The sequence below is a fragment of the Luteimonas terrae genome (assembly GCF_031457535.1).
GTDB lineage: Bacteria > Pseudomonadota > Gammaproteobacteria > Xanthomonadales > Xanthomonadaceae > Luteimonas > Luteimonas terrae_A.
The window spans coordinates 75,991-92,458 of sequence record NZ_JAVDWO010000016.1 but is presented as its reverse complement, the minus strand read 5'-3'; the positions used below and the strand labels follow the sequence as shown (position 1 = coordinate 92,458).

Below are 16,468 nucleotides of genomic sequence, written 5' to 3'. Positions count from 1 at the left end.
CACGGGGCGTCCGGCACACTGGGTCGCGTCCGTTCCAGGAGGTCGCCATGTCCGCGCGCCGCATCCCGCACAGCACCCCGGCCGATACATCCGTGGCCGTCGACGCCTTCATGGCGACGCTCGACCATCCGCATGCCGACGCCGTGCAACGGCTGCGCGCGCTGGTGCTCGGCGTCGATCCCACCGTCGCGGAGGGCGTGAAGTGGAATGCGCCCAGCTGGCGCACCGCCGAGTATTTCGCCACCACCCAGCTGCGCCTGAAAGCCGGCGTCGGTCTGGTGCTGCATCGGGGCGCCAAGGCACGCGCCCAGCCTGATGGCGGCCTCGCCATCGACGATCCACAGGGCCTGCTGCGCTGGCCCGCGCCGGACCGCGCGCTGCTGACGTTCGCGGACCGTGCCGCGATCGAGACCCAGGCCGTCGCGGTGCAGGCGCTGTTGCGGCAGTGGATCGCCCACGTCTGAGGACCTAGCCACGCGGCCGGCGTGATGTTCCCGCTGGACGATGCAGTCCCCATGGAGGGAGACCAGCCCCGCGCGCGGCAGCAGGCAAGACCCAGTTGTCCGCGGGGCAGCACGGCCCGGCGCAAGGCGTCGGACTGGCTGCGCCGGCCGGCGCTTGAAAGCCGGCCATCCACACCAATATCCCCGGCTCGCACCACAGCCACACGGACGCCGCACGCATGACCGCACCTGCCGAAACCCGCAAGTTCGAAGCCGAAGTCGCCCAGGTCCTGCACCTGGTCACGCACTCGCTGTACTCGCACAAGGAGATCTTCCTGCGCGAGCTGATCTCCAACGCCTCCGACGCCTGCGACAAGCTGCGCTTCGAGTCGATCGCCAATCCCGACCTGCTGGCCGGAACGAGCGAGTTGCACATCGACGTCAGCTGGGACAAGGCGGCGCGCACGGTGACGATCCGCGACACCGGCATCGGCATGAGCCGCGACGATGTGGTCGCCAACATCGGCACCATCGCCAGTTCCGGCACGCGCCGCTTCCTCGAAGCGATGAGCGGCGAGCAGAAGGCCGACGCGCGTCTGATCGGCCAGTTCGGCGTGGGCTTCTATTCGGCCTTCGTCGTCGCTGACCGCGTGACCGTGCTGACCCGCCACGCCGGCGCCGCGCCGCAGGATGGCGTGAAGTGGGAAAGCGATGGCCGCGGCGAGTATTCGCTGGAAGCGGTGACCCTGCCCGAGCGCGGCACCACCGTCGTGCTGCACCTCAAGGCCGACGAGGACGAATTCCTTGACGGCTGGAAGCTGCGTTCGCTGGTGCGCAAGTATTCCGACCACGTCGCCTTCCCGATCCGCATGCCCAAGGACGCGCCGATGCCGGCCGAGGGCGAAGACGAAGCCAAGTCCGACGCCGCGCCCGAATGGGAAACCGCGAATGATGCGTCGGCGCTGTGGACCAAGCCCAAGTCCGAGATCAGCGACGAGGATTACCAGGGCTTCTACAAGGCGCTCGGCCATGATTTCAACGACGCCGCCGCGTGGACCCACAACCGCGTCGAAGGCAGCCAGAGCTTCACCACGCTGCTGTATCTGCCGTCGCAGCCGCCGTTCGACCTGATGATGGGCGGGCGCGACGAGCGCAAGGGCCTGAAGCTCTATATCAAGCGCGTGTTCGTCATGGACGCGGCCGAAGAACTGCTGCCGAACTATCTGCGCTTCGTACGCGGCGTCGTCGATGCCGACGATCTGCCGCTCAATGTCAGCCGCGAACTGCTGCAGCACAACCGCCAGCTCGACCGCATCAAGGGCGCCTGCGTGAAGCGGGTGCTCGATCTGATCGAGAAGCTTGCGCGCGACGAGCCCGAGAAGTTCACCGCCTTCTACAAGGCCTTCGGCAATACGCTGAAAGAAGGCATCGTCGAAGACGCCAGCAACCGCGAGCGCATCGCCAAGATCCTGCGCTTCGCCTCGACCAAGGGTGACGGCGCGTCGCAGACCGTGTCGCTCGACGACTACGTCGGCCGCATGGCCGTCGGCCAGGACACCATCTGGTACATCACCGCCGACGGCTACAAGGCCGCTGCCGGCAGCCCGCAACTCGAAGCCTTCCGCGCCAAGGACATCGAAGTGCTGCTGATGTTCGACCGCATCGACGAATGGATGCTCGGCAGCCTGCACGAGTACGCGGGCAAGTCGATGAAGAACGTCGCCAAGGGCGAGCTGCCGCTCGACGAGGCGGACAAGGCCAAGCAGGAAGAAGCGGCCACCGCCGCTGCACCACTGATCGAGAAGATCAAGCGCCTGCTCGATGATCGCGTGGGCGACGTGCGCGTGTCCGCGCGCCTGACCGATTCGCCGTCGTGCCTGGCGCTGGCCGACTACGAAATGGCCCCACACCTCGCCCGCCTGCTACGCGAAGCCGGCCAGGACGTGCCGGACAGCAAGCCGACCCTCGAAGTCAATCCGCAGCACGCCCTGCTGCAGCGGATCGAAGGCGAAGCCGACGATGCGAAGGCGACCGATCTGGCGACGCTGCTGCTGGAGCAGGCCGAGATCGCCGCGGGTGCGCCACTGCCGGATCCGGCGGCGTTCGTGCAGCGGATGAACCGGGTGCTGCTGGGCGGTTGAGCCGGCCCCTGGAGCCGGAACAGTCATCCGCCTCGTCATGACCTCTCTAGCCCTCCCCCGTACGCGGGGGAGGGCTTCCCACTAAGGAAGGTCTGAGCAATTCGGCTTTTAGCCGTCATTCCCGCGAAGGCGGGAATCCAGCGTCTTTGGTTTTCAAAGGCTTGAAGTCACTGGATCCCCGCCTTCGCGGGGATGACGGCAGTTATTCAGACCCTCCCTACCGCATCCCCGCGGTCTCCCGCGCCGGCAAGCTCTGCGGCCAACCGCCGGCCAATGCGCGGTACAGCCCCACCGCATCGGTCGCAGTGCGTGTGCGACCGGCGGCGAAGGCGTCTTCGGCCTGCAGCTGGGTACGTTCGGCATCCAGGACTTCCAGCAGGCTGGTGCCGCCAGCATCGAAGCGCATGCGCGCAAGCTGGGCGGCGCGGGCGCTGTCGCGGGCGGCGCGTTCGAGTTCGACATCGGCGTCGTGGGCGCGGTCGAAGCGCACCAGGGCATTGCCGGTGTCTTCGAGTGCGCGCAGCACGGTCTGCTGGTAGCGCGCGAGTTCCATCGAGGCGTCTGCGTCCGCCGCGGCAATGCGTGCGCGCACGCGGCCGATGTCGAGGAAGGACCAGTCGATGCCCAGTGCGACGAGGCGCGTCTCGCTGTCACGGCCGAACAGCGCGTCGATGTCGCCGGCCTGGCTGCCGATCAGGCCGCCCAGCGTGAGTCGCGGGAACAGGTCGGCCGTAGCGACGCCCACACGCGCGGTCGCCGAGTGCAGGCGATGTTCGGCCGCGGAAACATCGGGGCGTAGACGCAGCACGTCGGCCGGCGTGCCGGGATCGATCGAACGCGGCACGGCCGGTAATGCACGCGCGACGCTCAGCTGCGCGCGCAATGCATCGGGCGTGCGTCCGGTGAGCACGGCGATGCGGCGGGTCGCGACGGCGATCTCGGCTTCCAGCCCTGGAATGCGAGACGCGGTCGATGCGGCCTGGGCCGAGGCGCGCGCGCTGTCGAAGTCACTGTCCTGTCCGGCATTGCGACGCGCCTCGACCAGCGCCAGCGTGTGCTGCTGGTTGCCGGCGTTCTCGGTCGCCACGCGCAGGCGCTCCTGCAGCCCGCGCAGGTCGAGATACGCCGTCGCCACTTCGCCGACGATCGCAACCTGCAACGCACGCAGATCATCTGCACTCGCGGCGACGTCGGCGCGTCCGGCCTCGACGCTGCGGCGGACGCGGCCGAACAGGTCGAGTTCCCAGCTCGCGCCGATGCCGATATCGAAGCTGTCGGTGGCGCGTGCATCGCGGGGTACGCCGGGCGCCTGGTCGGCACTCGCGCGATTGCTCGCGGCCGTGCCGCTGGCGTCGATCGTCGGAAACTGATCGAAGCGTGTGCCACGCAGCAAGGCGTTCGCGCGGTCATAGCGGGCGAGCGCGATGCGCAGGTCGTGGTTTGCCGCCAGCGTATCGTCGACCAGCGCATTCAATTGCGGGTCGCCGAACGCCTGCCAGAACGCGGTATCGGTCACGGCGGGCGCGGCTGTGCTTGTTGCGGCGGTCGCATCTGGCGCGATCACGCCTTCGAACGTCTCCGGCACGGCCATCGACGGCCGCACGTGCTCGGGGCCGACGGCACAGGCGGCGAGCAAGGCGGTCGCCAGCACCGTGATCAGCGGACGCATCACCACGGCAGCACCTCGTCGAGATAGAAGTAACCGCCGGTCGGGCCGGCATCGTCGATCAGTGCCAGACGCACGCTGGTGCGCGCGCCATCGGCGACCTCGAGTTCACCGTTCTGTTCGTCGCCGGCCTTGTTCATGTCGGTGCGCACGTAGCCCGGATGGATCGTATTGACCTTGATGCCCGCGTCCTTGAGCACATGCGCCAGATGCACGGTCCACGCGTTCACCGCGCTCTTGGACACGTTGTAGGCCGGGATGCCCTTGAAGTCGTAGATGGAGGAGTCCGGGTTCTGGTGCTCGCTGATCGAGCCGAGCAGGCTGGACACGTTGACGATGCGACCGGCCTTGGATGTGTGCAGCAACGGCAGCAGCGCCTGGGTGGTGGCGATCAGGCCGAACACGTTGGTCTCGAACGTCGTGCGCCAGGTCTCGATCGACTGGCCGGGGGCGCCGAGCTGCGCATCGTCCGCGAGGATGCCGGCGTTGTTGACCAGGATGTCGAGCCGGCCGTGGCGGTCTTCGATGGCCTTCGCCGCCGCGGCGATGCTCGCGGCGTCGGTGACATCGAGCGCGATGGCCTCGACCGGCAGGCCGTCGGCCTGCAGCTTCAAGGCGGCTTCGACGGCCCTGTCGCGATTGCGGCCGGCCAGCAGCGTGTGCACGCCGGCTTCGGCGAGCTGGCGCACGGTTTCCAGACCGATGCCGCGGGTGGCGCCGGTGACGAGGGCGATGCGGGACGAGGTGTTCATGCGTGACTCCTGGAATGGGGATGCGGGATGAGGCCGCGCGCGTCGGCGCGGCCGGGTTCGAAGCGGCGAACGTGTGCGAGACGCACTGCAACGGCGGCGGTCATGCGTGCAGACCTTTGTCTGCAACGTCGTGCGCGGGCGGCACCGGCTTGTGCGAGACCAGCGGCGTGTTCGCGAGCTTGCGCAGTGCGACGTAGAACACCGGGGTCAGGAACAGGCCGAACAGGGTCACGCCCAGCATGCCGGCGAATACGGTGACGCCGGTGATCGAGCGGACTTCCGCACCCGCACCCGTCGACAGCACCAGCGGCACGGTGCCGGCAATGAAGGCGACCGAGGTCATGACGATCGGACGCAGACGCAGACGGCTGGCTTCCAGCGCCGATTCGACGATGCCCTTGCCCTGCAGTTCCAGTTCGCGGGCGAACTCGACGATCAGGATCGCGTTCTTGCACGCCAGCCCCATCAGCACGACCAGGCCCACCTGCACGAACACGTTGTTGTCGCCGCCCGCCAGCCACACGCCGAACAGGGCGGACAGCAGCGTCATCGGCACGATCAGGATCACCGCCAGCGGCAGCGACCAGCTCTCGTACAACGCCGCGAGCACGAGGAACGCCAGCAGCACCGCGAGCGGGAACACCACCATGGCCGCGCCGCTCTGGTTCGACTGCTGGTAGCTCAGGTCGCTCCAGCCGATGCCCATGCCGGCCGGCAGCACCTGCCCGGCGAGCTCGGTGACCTTGGCCATGGCTTCACCCGACGACAGCACGCGCGGGTCGGCATCGCCCAGCAGATCGGCGGCGGGATAGCCGTTGAAGCGGATCACCGGGTCCGGCCCATAGGTCTGGCGCACGTTCACCATCGAACCCACCGGCACCATCTCGCCCGCCGCATTGCGCGTGCGCAGGTTGGCGATGTCGCCCACCTCGTCGCGGAACTGGCCGTCGGCCTGGGCGATGACCTGCCAGGTGCGGCCGAACATGTTGAAGTCGTTGACGTAGGCCGAACCCAGATACGTCTGCAGCGTGTCGAACAGTTCGGTCAGCGGCACGCCCTGCGCCTTCGCCTTCTCGCGATCGACGTCGGCATCGAGCTGCGGCACGTTGGCCTGGTAGCTGCTGATCGGATAGCCGAGGCCCGGCGTCTGCATCGCCGCGCCCTGGAACGCCTGCACCGCGGCCTGCAGCTCGCCGTAGCCCAGACGCGTGCGGTCCTCGACGAACAGCGACCAGCCCGACCCGTTGCCGAGGCCCTGGATCGGCGGCGGCATGAAGGCGAAGGTGAAGCCTTCCTGGATCGTCGAGAACTTCTGGTTGAGCTCGGCGGTGATCTCCTCGGCGCTGCGCGCGCGCTCGCTGAAGGGATCGAGGGTGAAGAAGATCACACCGTTGTTGGGCGTATTGGTGAACTGCAGCGGGTTGAGGCCGGGGAACGCGATCTCGCTGGCGACGCCGTCCACTTCACTGGCGAGTGCCGCCATTTTCTTCAGCACCGCGTCGGTGCGCTCGATCGATGCGCCCTCCGGCATCTTCACACCGGCAATCACGTACAGCTTGTCCTGCACCGGAATGAAGCCGGCCGGCACCACCTTGAACATCAGGCCGGCGCCGACCAGCAGCACCGCATAGACCAGGAACACCGCGCCGCGACGGCCGAGCACGCGCGACACCGCGCCTTCGTAGCGCTCCGAGCTGCGGTTGAAGAAGCGGTTGAACGGCCGGAACGCCCAGCCGAACGCCCGGTCGATCAGGCGCGAGGCGCGGTCCTTGGGCGCGTCGTGCGAGCGCAGCAGGATCGCCGCGAGCGCCGGCGACAGGGTCAGCGAGTTCAGGCCGGAGATGGCCGTGGCGATCGCGATGGTGACCGCGAACTGCTTGTAGAACTGTCCGGTGACGCCGGTCAGGAATGCCATCGGCACGAACACCGCGCACAGCACCAGGGTGATCGCGATGATCGGCCCCGACACCTCGCGCATGGCCCGGTGCGCGGCCTCGAGCGGCGCCGCGCCGAGTTCGATGTGGCGCTCGACGTTCTCGACCACGACGATCGCGTCGTCGACCACGATGCCGATCGCCAGAACAAGACCGAACAGGGTCAGCGTGTTGATCGAGTAGCCCAGCAGGTACAGCACCGCGAACGTGCCGACGATGGACACCGGGACAGCAATCAACGGGATGATCGACGCGCGCCAGGTCTGCAGGAACAGGATCACCACCAGCACCACCAGCAGCGTCGCTTCGAGCAGGGTGACGACGACCGACTTGATCGAATCGCGGACGAAGATCGTGGTGTCGTAGATCGACTGGATCTGCACGCCGGGCGGCAGCTGCGGGCGCAGCTCGTCCATCTTCGCGACGACACCGTCGCGAATGTCGAGTGCGTTCGCACCCGGCGCCTGGAAGATGCCGATCGCCGCGGCGTTCTTGCCGTCGAGGCGCGCACGCAGCGTGTAGTCGCCGGCAGCGAGTTCGATGCGGGCGACATCGGCCAGGCGCACGAGTTCACCGTCGGCGCCGGACTTCAGCACGATGGCGCCGAACTCCTCGACGGTCTCGAGCCTGCCCTTGGCGTTGATCGGCAACAGGAAATCGCTGCCGTTGGGCATCGGCTCGGCGCCGAGCTGGCCAGCGGAGACCTGCACGTTCTGTTCGCGAACCGCGCGCACCACGTCGCTCGCGGTCATGCCGCGTGCGGCGATCTTGTCGGGGTCCAGCCACAGACGCATCGCGTAATCGCCGCCACCGAACAGCTGCGCATCGCCGACGCCGGTGATCTTGGCCATCTCGTCCTTGACGTGCAGGCGCATGTAATTGCGCAGATACAGCGAGTCGTAGCGGCCGTCCTCCGAGGTCAGATGCACGACCATCAGGAACACCGGCGACTGCTTCTGCGTGGTCACGCCCTGCCGTCGGACGTCCTCGGGCAATCGCGCCTGCGCCTGCGCCACGCGGTTCTGCACGCGCACCGCGGCCTCGTCGGCATCGGTGCCGGGCTTGAAGGTCACGGTGAGCTGCAGCACGCCGTCGGAGCCGGCGACGGACTTGATGTACATCATGTCCTCGACGCCGTTGATGGCTTCCTCGAGCGGCGTCGCCACGGTTTCGGCGATCACCTTCGGGTTGGCACCGGGATACACGGTGCGCACGACCACCGAGGGCGGCACGACCTCCGGGTACTCGCCGATCGGCAGCAGCGGGATGGCGATCAGGCCACCGGCGAAGATCAGGATCGACAGCACCGCGGCGAAGATCGGCCGGTCGATGAAGAAGCGGGAGAAGTCCACGGGGAAATCCTTGTGGGCGGCGCGGAGGCCGCAGAGAAAGCGGGAAAAACGATCCCGTCATCCCCGCGCAGGCGGGAATTGCTCTTCAACAGCCGAATGGCTGGTCATCCATGGACGTAGGACTCGAAAGCAAAGTCCCTGGATGAACAGCGGAAAACGCTGTTGAAAAGCGCCTCCCGCCTACGCGGGAATGACGGTCTGACTGTTCTGCGAGCTGGGCGCGCGTCAGCGCTTCGCGACCGCCTCGATCGGGGCACCACCACGCATCGCGACCGCCTTCGGCGCGACCGGCATGCCCGGCATGAAGACCTTCTGCACGCCGTTGACGATCACGCGATCACCTGCGGCCAGGCCCGACTCGACGACACGCAGGCCTTCGACGATGCGACCCGGCACGATGTCGCGGCGCTGCGCGGTGTTGTCCTCGCCGACGACGTAGACGAACTTGCGGTCCTGGTCGGTGATCACGGCCTTGTCGTCGATCAGGATCGCCGGCCGCGCGGCCGCGCCTTCCAGCTGCACACGGGCGAACATGCCGGGGGTGAAACGACGGTCGGGATTCGGCAGCACGGCGCGGGCGCGCACGGTGCCGGTGGCCGGATCGATCTGGTTGTCGAGGAAGTCGACGGTGCCGGCATGCGGATAGCCGGTCTCGTCGGCCAGACCCACGCGCACCGCGTTGTCGACGTTGGTGCGTGTCCCTTCGCGCGACATCGCCTGGTGCCGCAGATAGGTGCGCTCGTCGGTTTCGAAGTAGACGTGCACCGGATCCTGCGAGACCAGGGTGGTCAGCATCGACGCATCGGCCTGGGCGAGGTTGCCAGTGGTCAGCATCGCGCGGCCGGCGCGGCCTGCGACCGGCGCACGCACTTCAGTGAACGCCAGATCCAGGCGCGCGGTTTCGACCGCGGCCTGGGCGCCGCGGACCGCGGCTTCGGCTTCGGCGCGACCGGCGCTGCGGGCTTCGAAATCATCGCGCGAGATCGCGCTGGCATCGATCAGCTGCTGTGCGCGTGCGTGACGCGTGGTCGCCAGCTGGGCATCAGCGCGGGCGCGGGCCAGTTCGGCTTCCGCACGCTGCAGCGCGGCGCGGTACGGCCGCGGATCGATGACGAACAGCAGATCGCCCTGCTTCACCTCATCACCTTCGGCATAGGCCACGCGCTGCACGTAACCGCTGACCCGCGGGCGCAACTCGACGCTTTCGACCGCGGCGATGCGGCCGGTGGCGTCGTTCCAGTCCTGCACCTGTTCCGACAGCACGGCGGCGACGCCGACATCCGGCGGTGGCGGCTGGTTCTGGTCCTGGGCCTGGGTGTCGCAACCGGCGACGACGAGCGCTACGGCAACGGCCAGGCCGGTCGCGGCGAGGGCGCGCCACGCGCGCGGTGTGAGGTGGGTGCGGATCATGAGCGGGATTCCTGGGGGGAGGCGGCAGTGGCGAGGCGACGCAGCAGCGCGCTGGCGTCGGTCTGGTGTTGCGTGGGGGGCGCGCAGGGACCGACGTCGAGGTCGTCAGACAGGCCGGGCGGGCGCACGGCGGCGCCGATCGGAAAGCGCACCAGGGCGACGTCGGCGTTCGCGGCGCCATCGACCAGGCGCAGCGCGTGGTCGGCGATCGCGTCGACATCCGGCCACTGCGCGCGCGCAGTCGCCGCGTTGGCATCGCAGCGCACCGGCGAATCGACGGCGAGCATCTGCACGCGCACCGGGAGGGTGCGGGCTTCTTCGTGCAGCACCCGCGCGAGCATCCGCAGCGCGGACGCACCGATCGAGTGATGGCCGTAACCGGACCACGGATGGTCCGCGCCCGGGCCGCCGATCAGCACGTACCCGGCGCGCGGTTGCGTGGCGAGCATGGGCAGCAGATGGCGCGCGATCGACAGATGCGGCAGCAGGTCTTCGTCCAGGCGACGACGCAGGAAGTCGGCAGGCGCATCGAGCACCCGCTGGCTGCCGGCGGCGCCGCGGATCGCCGCGATCACCGCGCCCGGTGCCGGGCCAGGCAATGCACGCAGGCGCGCGGCGAGATCGGCGGCGTCACCGTCACTGCGGATATCGGCGAACAGTGTGGTCAGCGCGGCGCCGTACCGGGCCTGCAGACGATCGAGCGCATCGGCGTCATTGGCGATCGCGATCGTGCGGCGTCCGGCAGCCAGGGCCTGCGCAACCAGGCGCGTTCCGACCATCCCGGTGGCGCCCACAATCACCAAAGGCGCCTTCATTGTCCCTTTCATGGGATTTTGTCTCCCGAAAACCGCGCTTCGATCGACGCCGGGGCACTGCGGAGACGGGTGTTGCCAGGCAGCCACGACCACAGCCAGCCCCAGCCCGCGTGCCCGGCCTGCAGCCGCTTCGGGGTCGCGATCCGTGCGCTAGACGATTGATTCGGCGGGATTTCCATATGCGGTCCGCGGCGACGCGCGGGGGCGGTCGCAGGACGTTTCGCAGGGGGCGCGGCGGGACGTGGGACGGACATGGGCGGCGTCGACTCGGGGGATGCCGCAGATCATCCGCCTCGAAAGGGGACTTGATTAGTCCCTATTCGAGGGAATAATTATCCCCGTCACGGTCCAATCTTCCGCGCACCGTGCGCGCGCCCGCTCCAGGAGTTCCACATGGCACACGATCTCAACGAGACCCTGATCTTCGTCAAGGTGGTCGAGCAGGGCAGCTTCATCGCGGCCGCCAACGCGCTGGGGCTGCCCAAGACCACCGTCAGCCGCAAGGTCCAGGAACTCGAACAGCGACTCGGCGCGCGCCTGCTCAACCGCACCACGCGCCGGCTCGGCCTGACCGAGGCCGGCAGCGTCTATCACGAGCACTGCCAGCGCATCGCGCGCGGACTCGAAGACGCCGAGAGCGCCGTCGCGCAGCTGCAGTCCGGCCCACGCGGCTGGCTGCGTTTCACCGTGCCGTACTCGATCGGCATCACCTGGATCGCGCCGCTGCTCGGCGACTTCCAGGCGCAGTACCCCGAGATCCAGCTCGACATGCACATGGGCAACGAGAAGCTCGACCTGATTGCAGGCGAAGCCGATCTCGCCCTGCGCATCGGCACCCTGCCCGATTCCAACCTCGTCGCCCGCAAGCTCGGCAGCCTGCGCACGCAGGTGTTCGCCAGCCAGTCCTATATCGAGCAGCACGGCGAACCGCTGCACCCCGACGACCTGCAGCACCACCGTACGCTGGTGATGCGCAAGAGCCACAACGCGAACAACCGCTTCGTCTGGTCCTTGACCGACGGTCGCGCGCTGCGCGATTTCCCGGTCAACCCGCAGCTCGTCGCCAACGATCCCGCCGCGCTCAACTGGGCCCTGATCAAGGGCGAAGGCCTGATGCTGACCGGCGACGTGATGGCCAAGGCCTTCGTCGAAGCCGGCATGGTGCAGCGTGTGCTCGCCGGGTGGACCGGTCCGGAAGTCGACTTCAATGCGGTCTTTCCCGGCGGCCGTCTGGTCTCGCCGAAGGTCCGCGCGTTCGTGGATTTCCTGATCGACCGCCTGAACTTCGACGCCGACCACATGCAGACGCTGTGCAAGGTGCAGCAGCAGGCGATGGAGGCCAAGGCCGCGGGCAAGGTCGCGCTCGCGCAGCTGGAGAAGGCGACGCGACGGGCGGTGGCGCCGGCGGTGGATGTCGAGGAAGAAGTTGTGCCGGTCGGCAGGTAATGGTGTCGGCACGCGCCAAAGGCCGCCTGCCTACTCTGCTTCGCTCTGAGATTTTGATCCTCTTAACGGATCGCACCCGATTCAAACCCGGAGGGCGCCGCCCATGGATGGGCGGTGTTTTCCGACCGAGGCAGGATGCCGAGTCGGAAAATCCCTGTGCACAACAAGTCGCGGGCTTCGGACGTTTCGGGGAGACGTTTTTCTTTGGTTCCGTTTCTTTTGGCGTCCACCAAAAGAAATGAACTCGGCCGCGTCAGCGGACGAAAGCGTGTGATCTTGTTCTGCTAGCGGTGGGATGCTTCGGAAGCAGAAGCAAACATCAATATCAAACGCTTCCACTCCCCTGCGGCGAGCGGGTTCATTTCTTTTGCTGCCCACGCACGCAGTGCGCACGGCGAAGCCGGCCCCGAAGGGGCGAGCATCGAAGATGCGAGTCAAAGAAACGGAACCAAAGAAAAGGGCCAGCCCCGACGGAGCTCACCCGGCGTGTCACTTGTTCCGGGATTTTCCGACTCGCCATGCCGGCTCAGTCGAAAGACACCGCACATCCATGTGCGGCGCCCTACAGGTCTGCGCACATGGGCGACGGCGTTTCGAAGATCGAAAGCGGAAAGCAGAGGCGAAAAGCGCGCAGCGCAAACAATTAACCGCCCAGCTTCACCAGCAACTTCCCGAAATTCTTCCCCGCCAACATCCCGATGAACGCCTCCGGCGCGTTCTCCAGACCCTGCACGACGTCCTCCCGATACCGCACGCGTCCATCGCGCAACCACTGCGCCATCTCGCGCACGAACTCGGGATAGAGCGCGATGAAATCGCGCTGGATGAAGCCGCGCACCGTCAGGTGCCGGCTCAGGATCAGGCCCATCAGTTGCGGCACGCGATCAGGACCGGCCGGTGGCGCGGTGTCGTTGTAGTGGGCAACGAGGCCACACACGGGAACGCGGGCGAAATCATTGAGCAGGGGCAGCACGGCGTCGAACACCTTGCCGCCGACGTTCTCGAAGTAGACGTCGATGCCGCCCGGACACGCGGCCTCGAGCTGCTGGGCGAAGTCGTCGGCGCGGTGGTCGAGGGCGACGTCGAAGCCGAGCTCGTCGCGCACGTGCGCGACCTTGTCCGGTCCACCCGCGATACCGACAGCGCGCGCGCCGTGGAGTTTGGCGATCTGGCCGACGGTCGCCCCCACCGGTCCGCTGGCCGCGGCGACGACCACGGTTTCGCCGTGCTGCGGCTTGCCGATCTCGTGGAGGCCGGCGTAGGCGGTGAAGCCGGGCATGCCGTGCACGCCGAGTGCGGTCTGCACCGGCAGGCCGGCGGGGTCGAGCTTGCGGCGCAGGCTTTCGCCATCGACGATGGCGTGCGTCTGCCAGCCAGCATGGGCAAGCACGAGATCGCCGGGCGACCAGGCGGGATGCAGCGATTCCACGACCTCCGAAATCGTGCCGCCATCCATGACCTCGCCGATCTCGACCGGCGCTGCGTAGGAGCGACCAGCGTTCATGCGGCCGCGCATGTAGGGGTCGAGCGACAGCCAGCGATTGCGCAACAGCACCTGGCCGTTGCGCGGCGTGGGTAGCTGGAAGGTCTCGACCCGGAAGTCGTCGGTGGTGGGCGCGCCTTCGGGTCGCGAGGCGAGGACGATGCGGGTGGCGGTGGAGTCGCTCATCGGGTCGGCCTGTTCGATTGGAGACCCTTCATAGCGCATGCATGCGTGCAGCACCGTCAAACACCGCTGCGCGCCGAGGTGTCGCTCATCCTGCGCTGGCGGAGTCGAGCGCGGCGATGTCAGCCTTCGACAGCAGCAGCGTGCGGGCCGCAGCCAGTTCCCGCAGCTGGGCGATGCTGGTCGCGCTGACGATCGGCGCGGTTACGCCGGGTCGTGCGATCAGCCACGCCAAGGCGACCTGGGCCACGGTCGCCGCGTGTCGGCACGCGGCATCGTCGAGTGCGGCGAGCACGCGCTTGCCGCGTGCATTGAGGTACTGCTTCACCACCTGCGCGCCGCGCGCGCTGCTCTTCGCGGCATCGGCGTCGGTGCGGTATTTGCCGCTGAGAAAGCCGCTCGCGAGCGAGTAATAGCCGATCACACCCAACCCGTGCTCGCGCACCAGCGGTTCCAGCGCGGCTTCATAGCCGGCACGGTCGACGAGGTTGTACTCGGGCTGCAGGGTCTCGTAGCGCGGCAGGTTGTGGCGCCTGGCCACGTCCAGCGCTTCGGCCAGGCGCGGCGCGGTGTAGTTCGACGCGCCGATCGCGCGCACCTTGCCCTGCTCGATCAGTCGCGAGAACGCGCCGAGCGTGTCTGCCAGCGGCACCGTGGGGTCGTCCTCGTGCGCCTGGTAGAGATCGATGACATCGGTCTGCAGGCGTCGCAGCGAGTCCTCGCACGCGGCCTGGATGTTGGCCGGCGACAGTCCCTTGCGCTGGGTCCACTTGGCGACCTTGGTGGCGATCACCACGCGCTCGCGTTGGCCGCTCTTCTGCAGCCACTGGCCGATCAGCGTTTCCGATTCGCCGCCCTGGTTACCGTCGACCCAGGCCGAGTAGGCATCCGCGGTGTCGACGAGATTGAGCCCCAGCGCGACGCATTCGTCGAGCAGCGCATGCGTCGTCGCCGCGTCGGCGCTCCAGCCGAAGACGTTGCCTCCGAACGCCAGTGGCGAGACCTTGAGTCCCGAGCGTCCGAGTTCGCGTTCCGACATGTGCCGCTCCGTACATTAAAGAATGGCCCCAGCATAGGCAGGCGTTCCGCGCGCACGACACCACCGAGCGCGCAAAGCTGTGTTCCGGCGTCCCCGCCTCGCGCACAGCGCGACGGACGGCAACGTTCGCCACGCGGCTTGTGGCACCCTTGCGCCACGTCCGCGTCCGGAGTTCCGCCCATGCAACGCAGCTTGTCGTTCTGCGCCATCGCCCTGATCGCCCTCGCCGGCTGCGCCAGTGCGCCGCAGGTGCCTGCCGATTCGGCCGCCGACCTCGATTCCAACAATGTCGCCCGCCTCGATACGGCGCTCGCCGGCGACTGGCGCAGCGCCGAGAACCGCGCGCGTGATCAGTACCGCCATCCACGCGAGACGCTGGCGTTCTTCGGCGTGCGTCCGGAACAGACGGTCATCGAAGTCACACCTGGCAGCGGCGCCTGGTACGCCGAAGTGCTGGCGCCGTATCTGCGCGACAACGGCCGTTACATCGCCGCGATGGTCGATCCGGCGAGCGTCGCCGAAGGCCGTGGCCGCGATTACCAGACGAGCCAGCGCGAAGGCTTGCAGGCCCGCTTCGACGCCGCACCGCTGCAGTTCGATCGCGCGCGCATGGTGGAGTTCGATCCCACCGCGCCGCGTTTCGGACCGTCGAACTCGGCCGATGTCGTGCTGACGTTCCGCAATGTGCACAACTGGCGCATGTCTGGCCAGGCCGAGGCGATGTTCAAGGGTTTCTACGACGTGCTGCGGCCGGGTGGCGTGCTGGGCGTGGTCGAGCATCGCGCGAAGGCGGACGTCCCGTCCGACGACCGCAGCGGTTACGTCGGCACGTCGCAGGTCATCGCGCTGGCGCAGGCCGCGGGTTTCCGCGTCGACGGCAGCAGCGAGGTCAACGCGAATCCGAAGGACACCCGCGACCATCCCAACGGCGTGTGGATGCTGCCGCCGTCGAACCGACACGATGCCGCGGACGCGGCGAAGTACACCCAGATCGGCGAGAGCGACCGGATGACGCTGCGGTTTGTGAAGCCGTGATGGGCCGGGATTGGGGATGACCGGACATTCGTCCGTTGAAAGCGGGGAGTAGGGATTCGTAAGGGCGGCGGGCCCGTACATATGCGCAGCCTCCGCCGGCTCTTCTTCAGAGCGCAAGGGCATCTGAAGATTGCGCGCGTTCCGGCTTTTACGAATACCCAATCCCGAATTCCCAATCCCATGCTCATCGCCTTCAACAAACCCTACGGCGTGCTCTGCCAGTTCACCGACCGCAGCACGCCGCCGCGTCCCACGCTGGCCAGTTTCGGCCTGCCGGCCGATGTGTATGCCGCCGGCCGTCTCGATCACGACAGTGAAGGTCTGCTGCTGCTGACCGACGACGGCACGCTGGCGCACCGGATCACCGATCCGCGCCACAAGCTGCCCAAGACCTACCGGGTGCAGGTGGAAGGCGCGCCGTCGCCGGACCAGCTGCAGGCGCTGCGCGATGGTGTGACGCTCAACGATGGACCCACGCGCCCGGCGCAGGTGGCGCTGCTCGCGTCGCCGCCGGCACTGTGGCCGCGCGATCCGCCGGTACGCTTCCGCAAGACCGTGCCCGACGCTTGGCTGGAACTCACCATCCACGAAGGCCGCAATCGCCAGGTCCGTCGCATGACCGCGGCGGTCGGCCTGCCGACGCTGCGGCTGGTGCGGGTGGCGATCGGCGGCTGGGCGCTGGGTGATCTGGCGCCCGGTGCATGGCAGGCGCTCGACCCCACCACCGGCCCCGCCCGCATCCGCGACTGACCGGTTTCTGGTAACGTGC

Annotated in this window: 12 protein-coding genes; 5 read left to right on the top strand and 7 right to left on the bottom strand. The window is 67.9% G+C overall.

The features are described 5' to 3' along the window. Positions 1–47: 47 nt before the first annotated feature. Positions 48–464 (top strand): DUF1801 domain-containing protein, encoded by a 417-nt coding sequence (locus J2W68_RS16340; RefSeq protein WP_310238000.1) that lies wholly within the window; start codon positions 48–50, stop codon positions 462–464. Between the two features lie 218 nt (positions 465–682). After that, a complete protein-coding gene (gene htpG / locus J2W68_RS16335) occupies positions 683–2,584 on the top strand; it encodes a molecular chaperone HtpG (protein ID WP_310237997.1) in 1,902 nt (633 codons plus the stop codon). Between the two features lie 217 nt (positions 2,585–2,801). Here htpG and J2W68_RS16330 read toward each other — a convergent pair whose 3' ends face one another. From J2W68_RS16330 to J2W68_RS16310, 5 genes are all read right to left on the bottom strand, one after another. Beyond that, positions 2,802–4,253, bottom strand: coding sequence for an efflux transporter outer membrane subunit (locus J2W68_RS16330; RefSeq protein WP_310237995.1), 1,452 nt, complete (start codon positions 4,251–4,253; stop codon positions 2,802–2,804). Further along, positions 4,253–5,002: an SDR family oxidoreductase gene (locus J2W68_RS16325; protein ID WP_310237993.1), complete on the bottom strand. Its 750-nt coding sequence runs from the start codon at positions 5,000–5,002 to the stop codon at positions 4,253–4,255. Before J2W68_RS16325 ends, J2W68_RS16330 begins: the two co-directional genes overlap by 1 nt. A gap of 100 nt (positions 5,003–5,102) precedes the next feature. Next, positions 5,103–8,288 carry an efflux RND transporter permease subunit gene (locus tag J2W68_RS16320; protein WP_310237990.1) on the bottom strand — a complete coding sequence of 1,062 codons (3,186 nt, stop codon included), beginning with the start codon at positions 8,286–8,288 and terminating at the stop codon, positions 5,103–5,105. A 225-nt stretch (positions 8,289–8,513) separates the two neighbouring features. Then, positions 8,514–9,698, bottom strand: a complete 1,185-nt coding sequence (locus tag J2W68_RS16315; RefSeq protein WP_310237987.1) for an efflux RND transporter periplasmic adaptor subunit — start codon at positions 9,696–9,698, stop codon at positions 8,514–8,516. After that, positions 9,695–10,513, bottom strand: coding sequence for an NAD-dependent epimerase/dehydratase family protein (locus tag J2W68_RS16310; RefSeq protein WP_310237984.1), 819 nt, complete (start codon positions 10,511–10,513; stop codon positions 9,695–9,697). Before J2W68_RS16310 ends, J2W68_RS16315 begins: the two co-directional genes overlap by 4 nt. 393 nt (positions 10,514–10,906) lie before the next feature. On the opposite strand from J2W68_RS16310, the gene J2W68_RS16305 reads away from it, so the two are divergent. Next, complete coding sequence (locus J2W68_RS16305; RefSeq protein WP_430539761.1) at positions 10,907–11,959, top strand: LysR substrate-binding domain-containing protein; 1,053 nt, start codon at positions 10,907–10,909, stop codon at positions 11,957–11,959. 643 nt (positions 11,960–12,602) lie between these two features. Here J2W68_RS16305 and J2W68_RS16300 read toward each other — a convergent pair. Beyond that, complete coding sequence (locus J2W68_RS16300; RefSeq protein WP_310237983.1) at positions 12,603–13,628, bottom strand: NADP-dependent oxidoreductase; 1,026 nt, start codon at positions 13,626–13,628, stop codon at positions 12,603–12,605. Positions 13,629–13,713: 85 nt separating this feature from the next. Further along, a complete protein-coding gene (locus J2W68_RS16295; protein ID WP_310237980.1) occupies positions 13,714–14,664 on the bottom strand; it encodes an aldo/keto reductase in 951 nt (316 codons plus the stop codon). Positions 14,665–14,844: 180 nt separating this feature from the next. On the opposite strand from J2W68_RS16295, the gene J2W68_RS16290 reads away from it, so the two are divergent. Together J2W68_RS16290 and J2W68_RS16285 are read left to right on the top strand one after the other, a co-directional pair. After that, positions 14,845–15,699 carry a class I SAM-dependent methyltransferase gene (locus J2W68_RS16290; RefSeq protein WP_310237978.1) on the top strand — a complete coding sequence of 285 codons (855 nt, stop codon included), beginning with the start codon at positions 14,845–14,847 and terminating at the stop codon, positions 15,697–15,699. 180 nt (positions 15,700–15,879) lie between these two features. Beyond that, on the top strand, positions 15,880–16,449 hold the full coding sequence (locus J2W68_RS16285) for a pseudouridine synthase (RefSeq protein WP_310237975.1): 570 nt from the start codon (positions 15,880–15,882) through the stop codon (positions 16,447–16,449). Positions 16,450–16,468: the final 19 nt, after the last annotated feature.

What these genes read in the sequence shown, in the direction of transcription:
- J2W68_RS16340 (WP_310238000.1), top strand. Translation starts at nt 48, where the DNA reads ATGTCCGCGCGCCGCATCCCGCACAGCACCCCGGCCGATACATCCGTG.
- htpG (WP_310237997.1), top strand. Translation starts at nt 683, where the DNA reads ATGACCGCACCTGCCGAAACCCGCAAGTTCGAAGCCGAAGTCGCCCAG.
- J2W68_RS16330 (WP_310237995.1), bottom strand. Translation starts at nt 4,253, where the DNA reads ATGCGTCCGCTGATCACGGTGCTGGCGACCGCCTTGCTCGCCGCCTGT.
- J2W68_RS16325 (WP_310237993.1), bottom strand. Translation starts at nt 5,002, where the DNA reads ATGAACACCTCGTCCCGCATCGCCCTCGTCACCGGCGCCACCCGCGGC.
- J2W68_RS16315 (WP_310237987.1), bottom strand. Translation starts at nt 9,698, where the DNA reads ATGATCCGCACCCACCTCACACCGCGCGCGTGGCGCGCCCTCGCCGCG.
- J2W68_RS16310 (WP_310237984.1), bottom strand. Translation starts at nt 10,513, where the DNA reads ATGAAGGCGCCTTTGGTGATTGTGGGCGCCACCGGGATGGTCGGAACG.
- J2W68_RS16305 (WP_430539761.1), top strand. Translation starts at nt 10,907, where the DNA reads ATGGCACACGATCTCAACGAGACCCTGATCTTCGTCAAGGTGGTCGAG.
- J2W68_RS16300 (WP_310237983.1), bottom strand. Translation starts at nt 13,628, where the DNA reads ATGAGCGACTCCACCGCCACCCGCATCGTCCTCGCCTCGCGACCCGAA.
- J2W68_RS16295 (WP_310237980.1), bottom strand. Translation starts at nt 14,664, where the DNA reads ATGTCGGAACGCGAACTCGGACGCTCGGGACTCAAGGTCTCGCCACTG.
- J2W68_RS16290 (WP_310237978.1), top strand. Translation starts at nt 14,845, where the DNA reads ATGCAACGCAGCTTGTCGTTCTGCGCCATCGCCCTGATCGCCCTCGCC.
- J2W68_RS16285 (WP_310237975.1), top strand. Translation starts at nt 15,880, where the DNA reads ATGCTCATCGCCTTCAACAAACCCTACGGCGTGCTCTGCCAGTTCACC.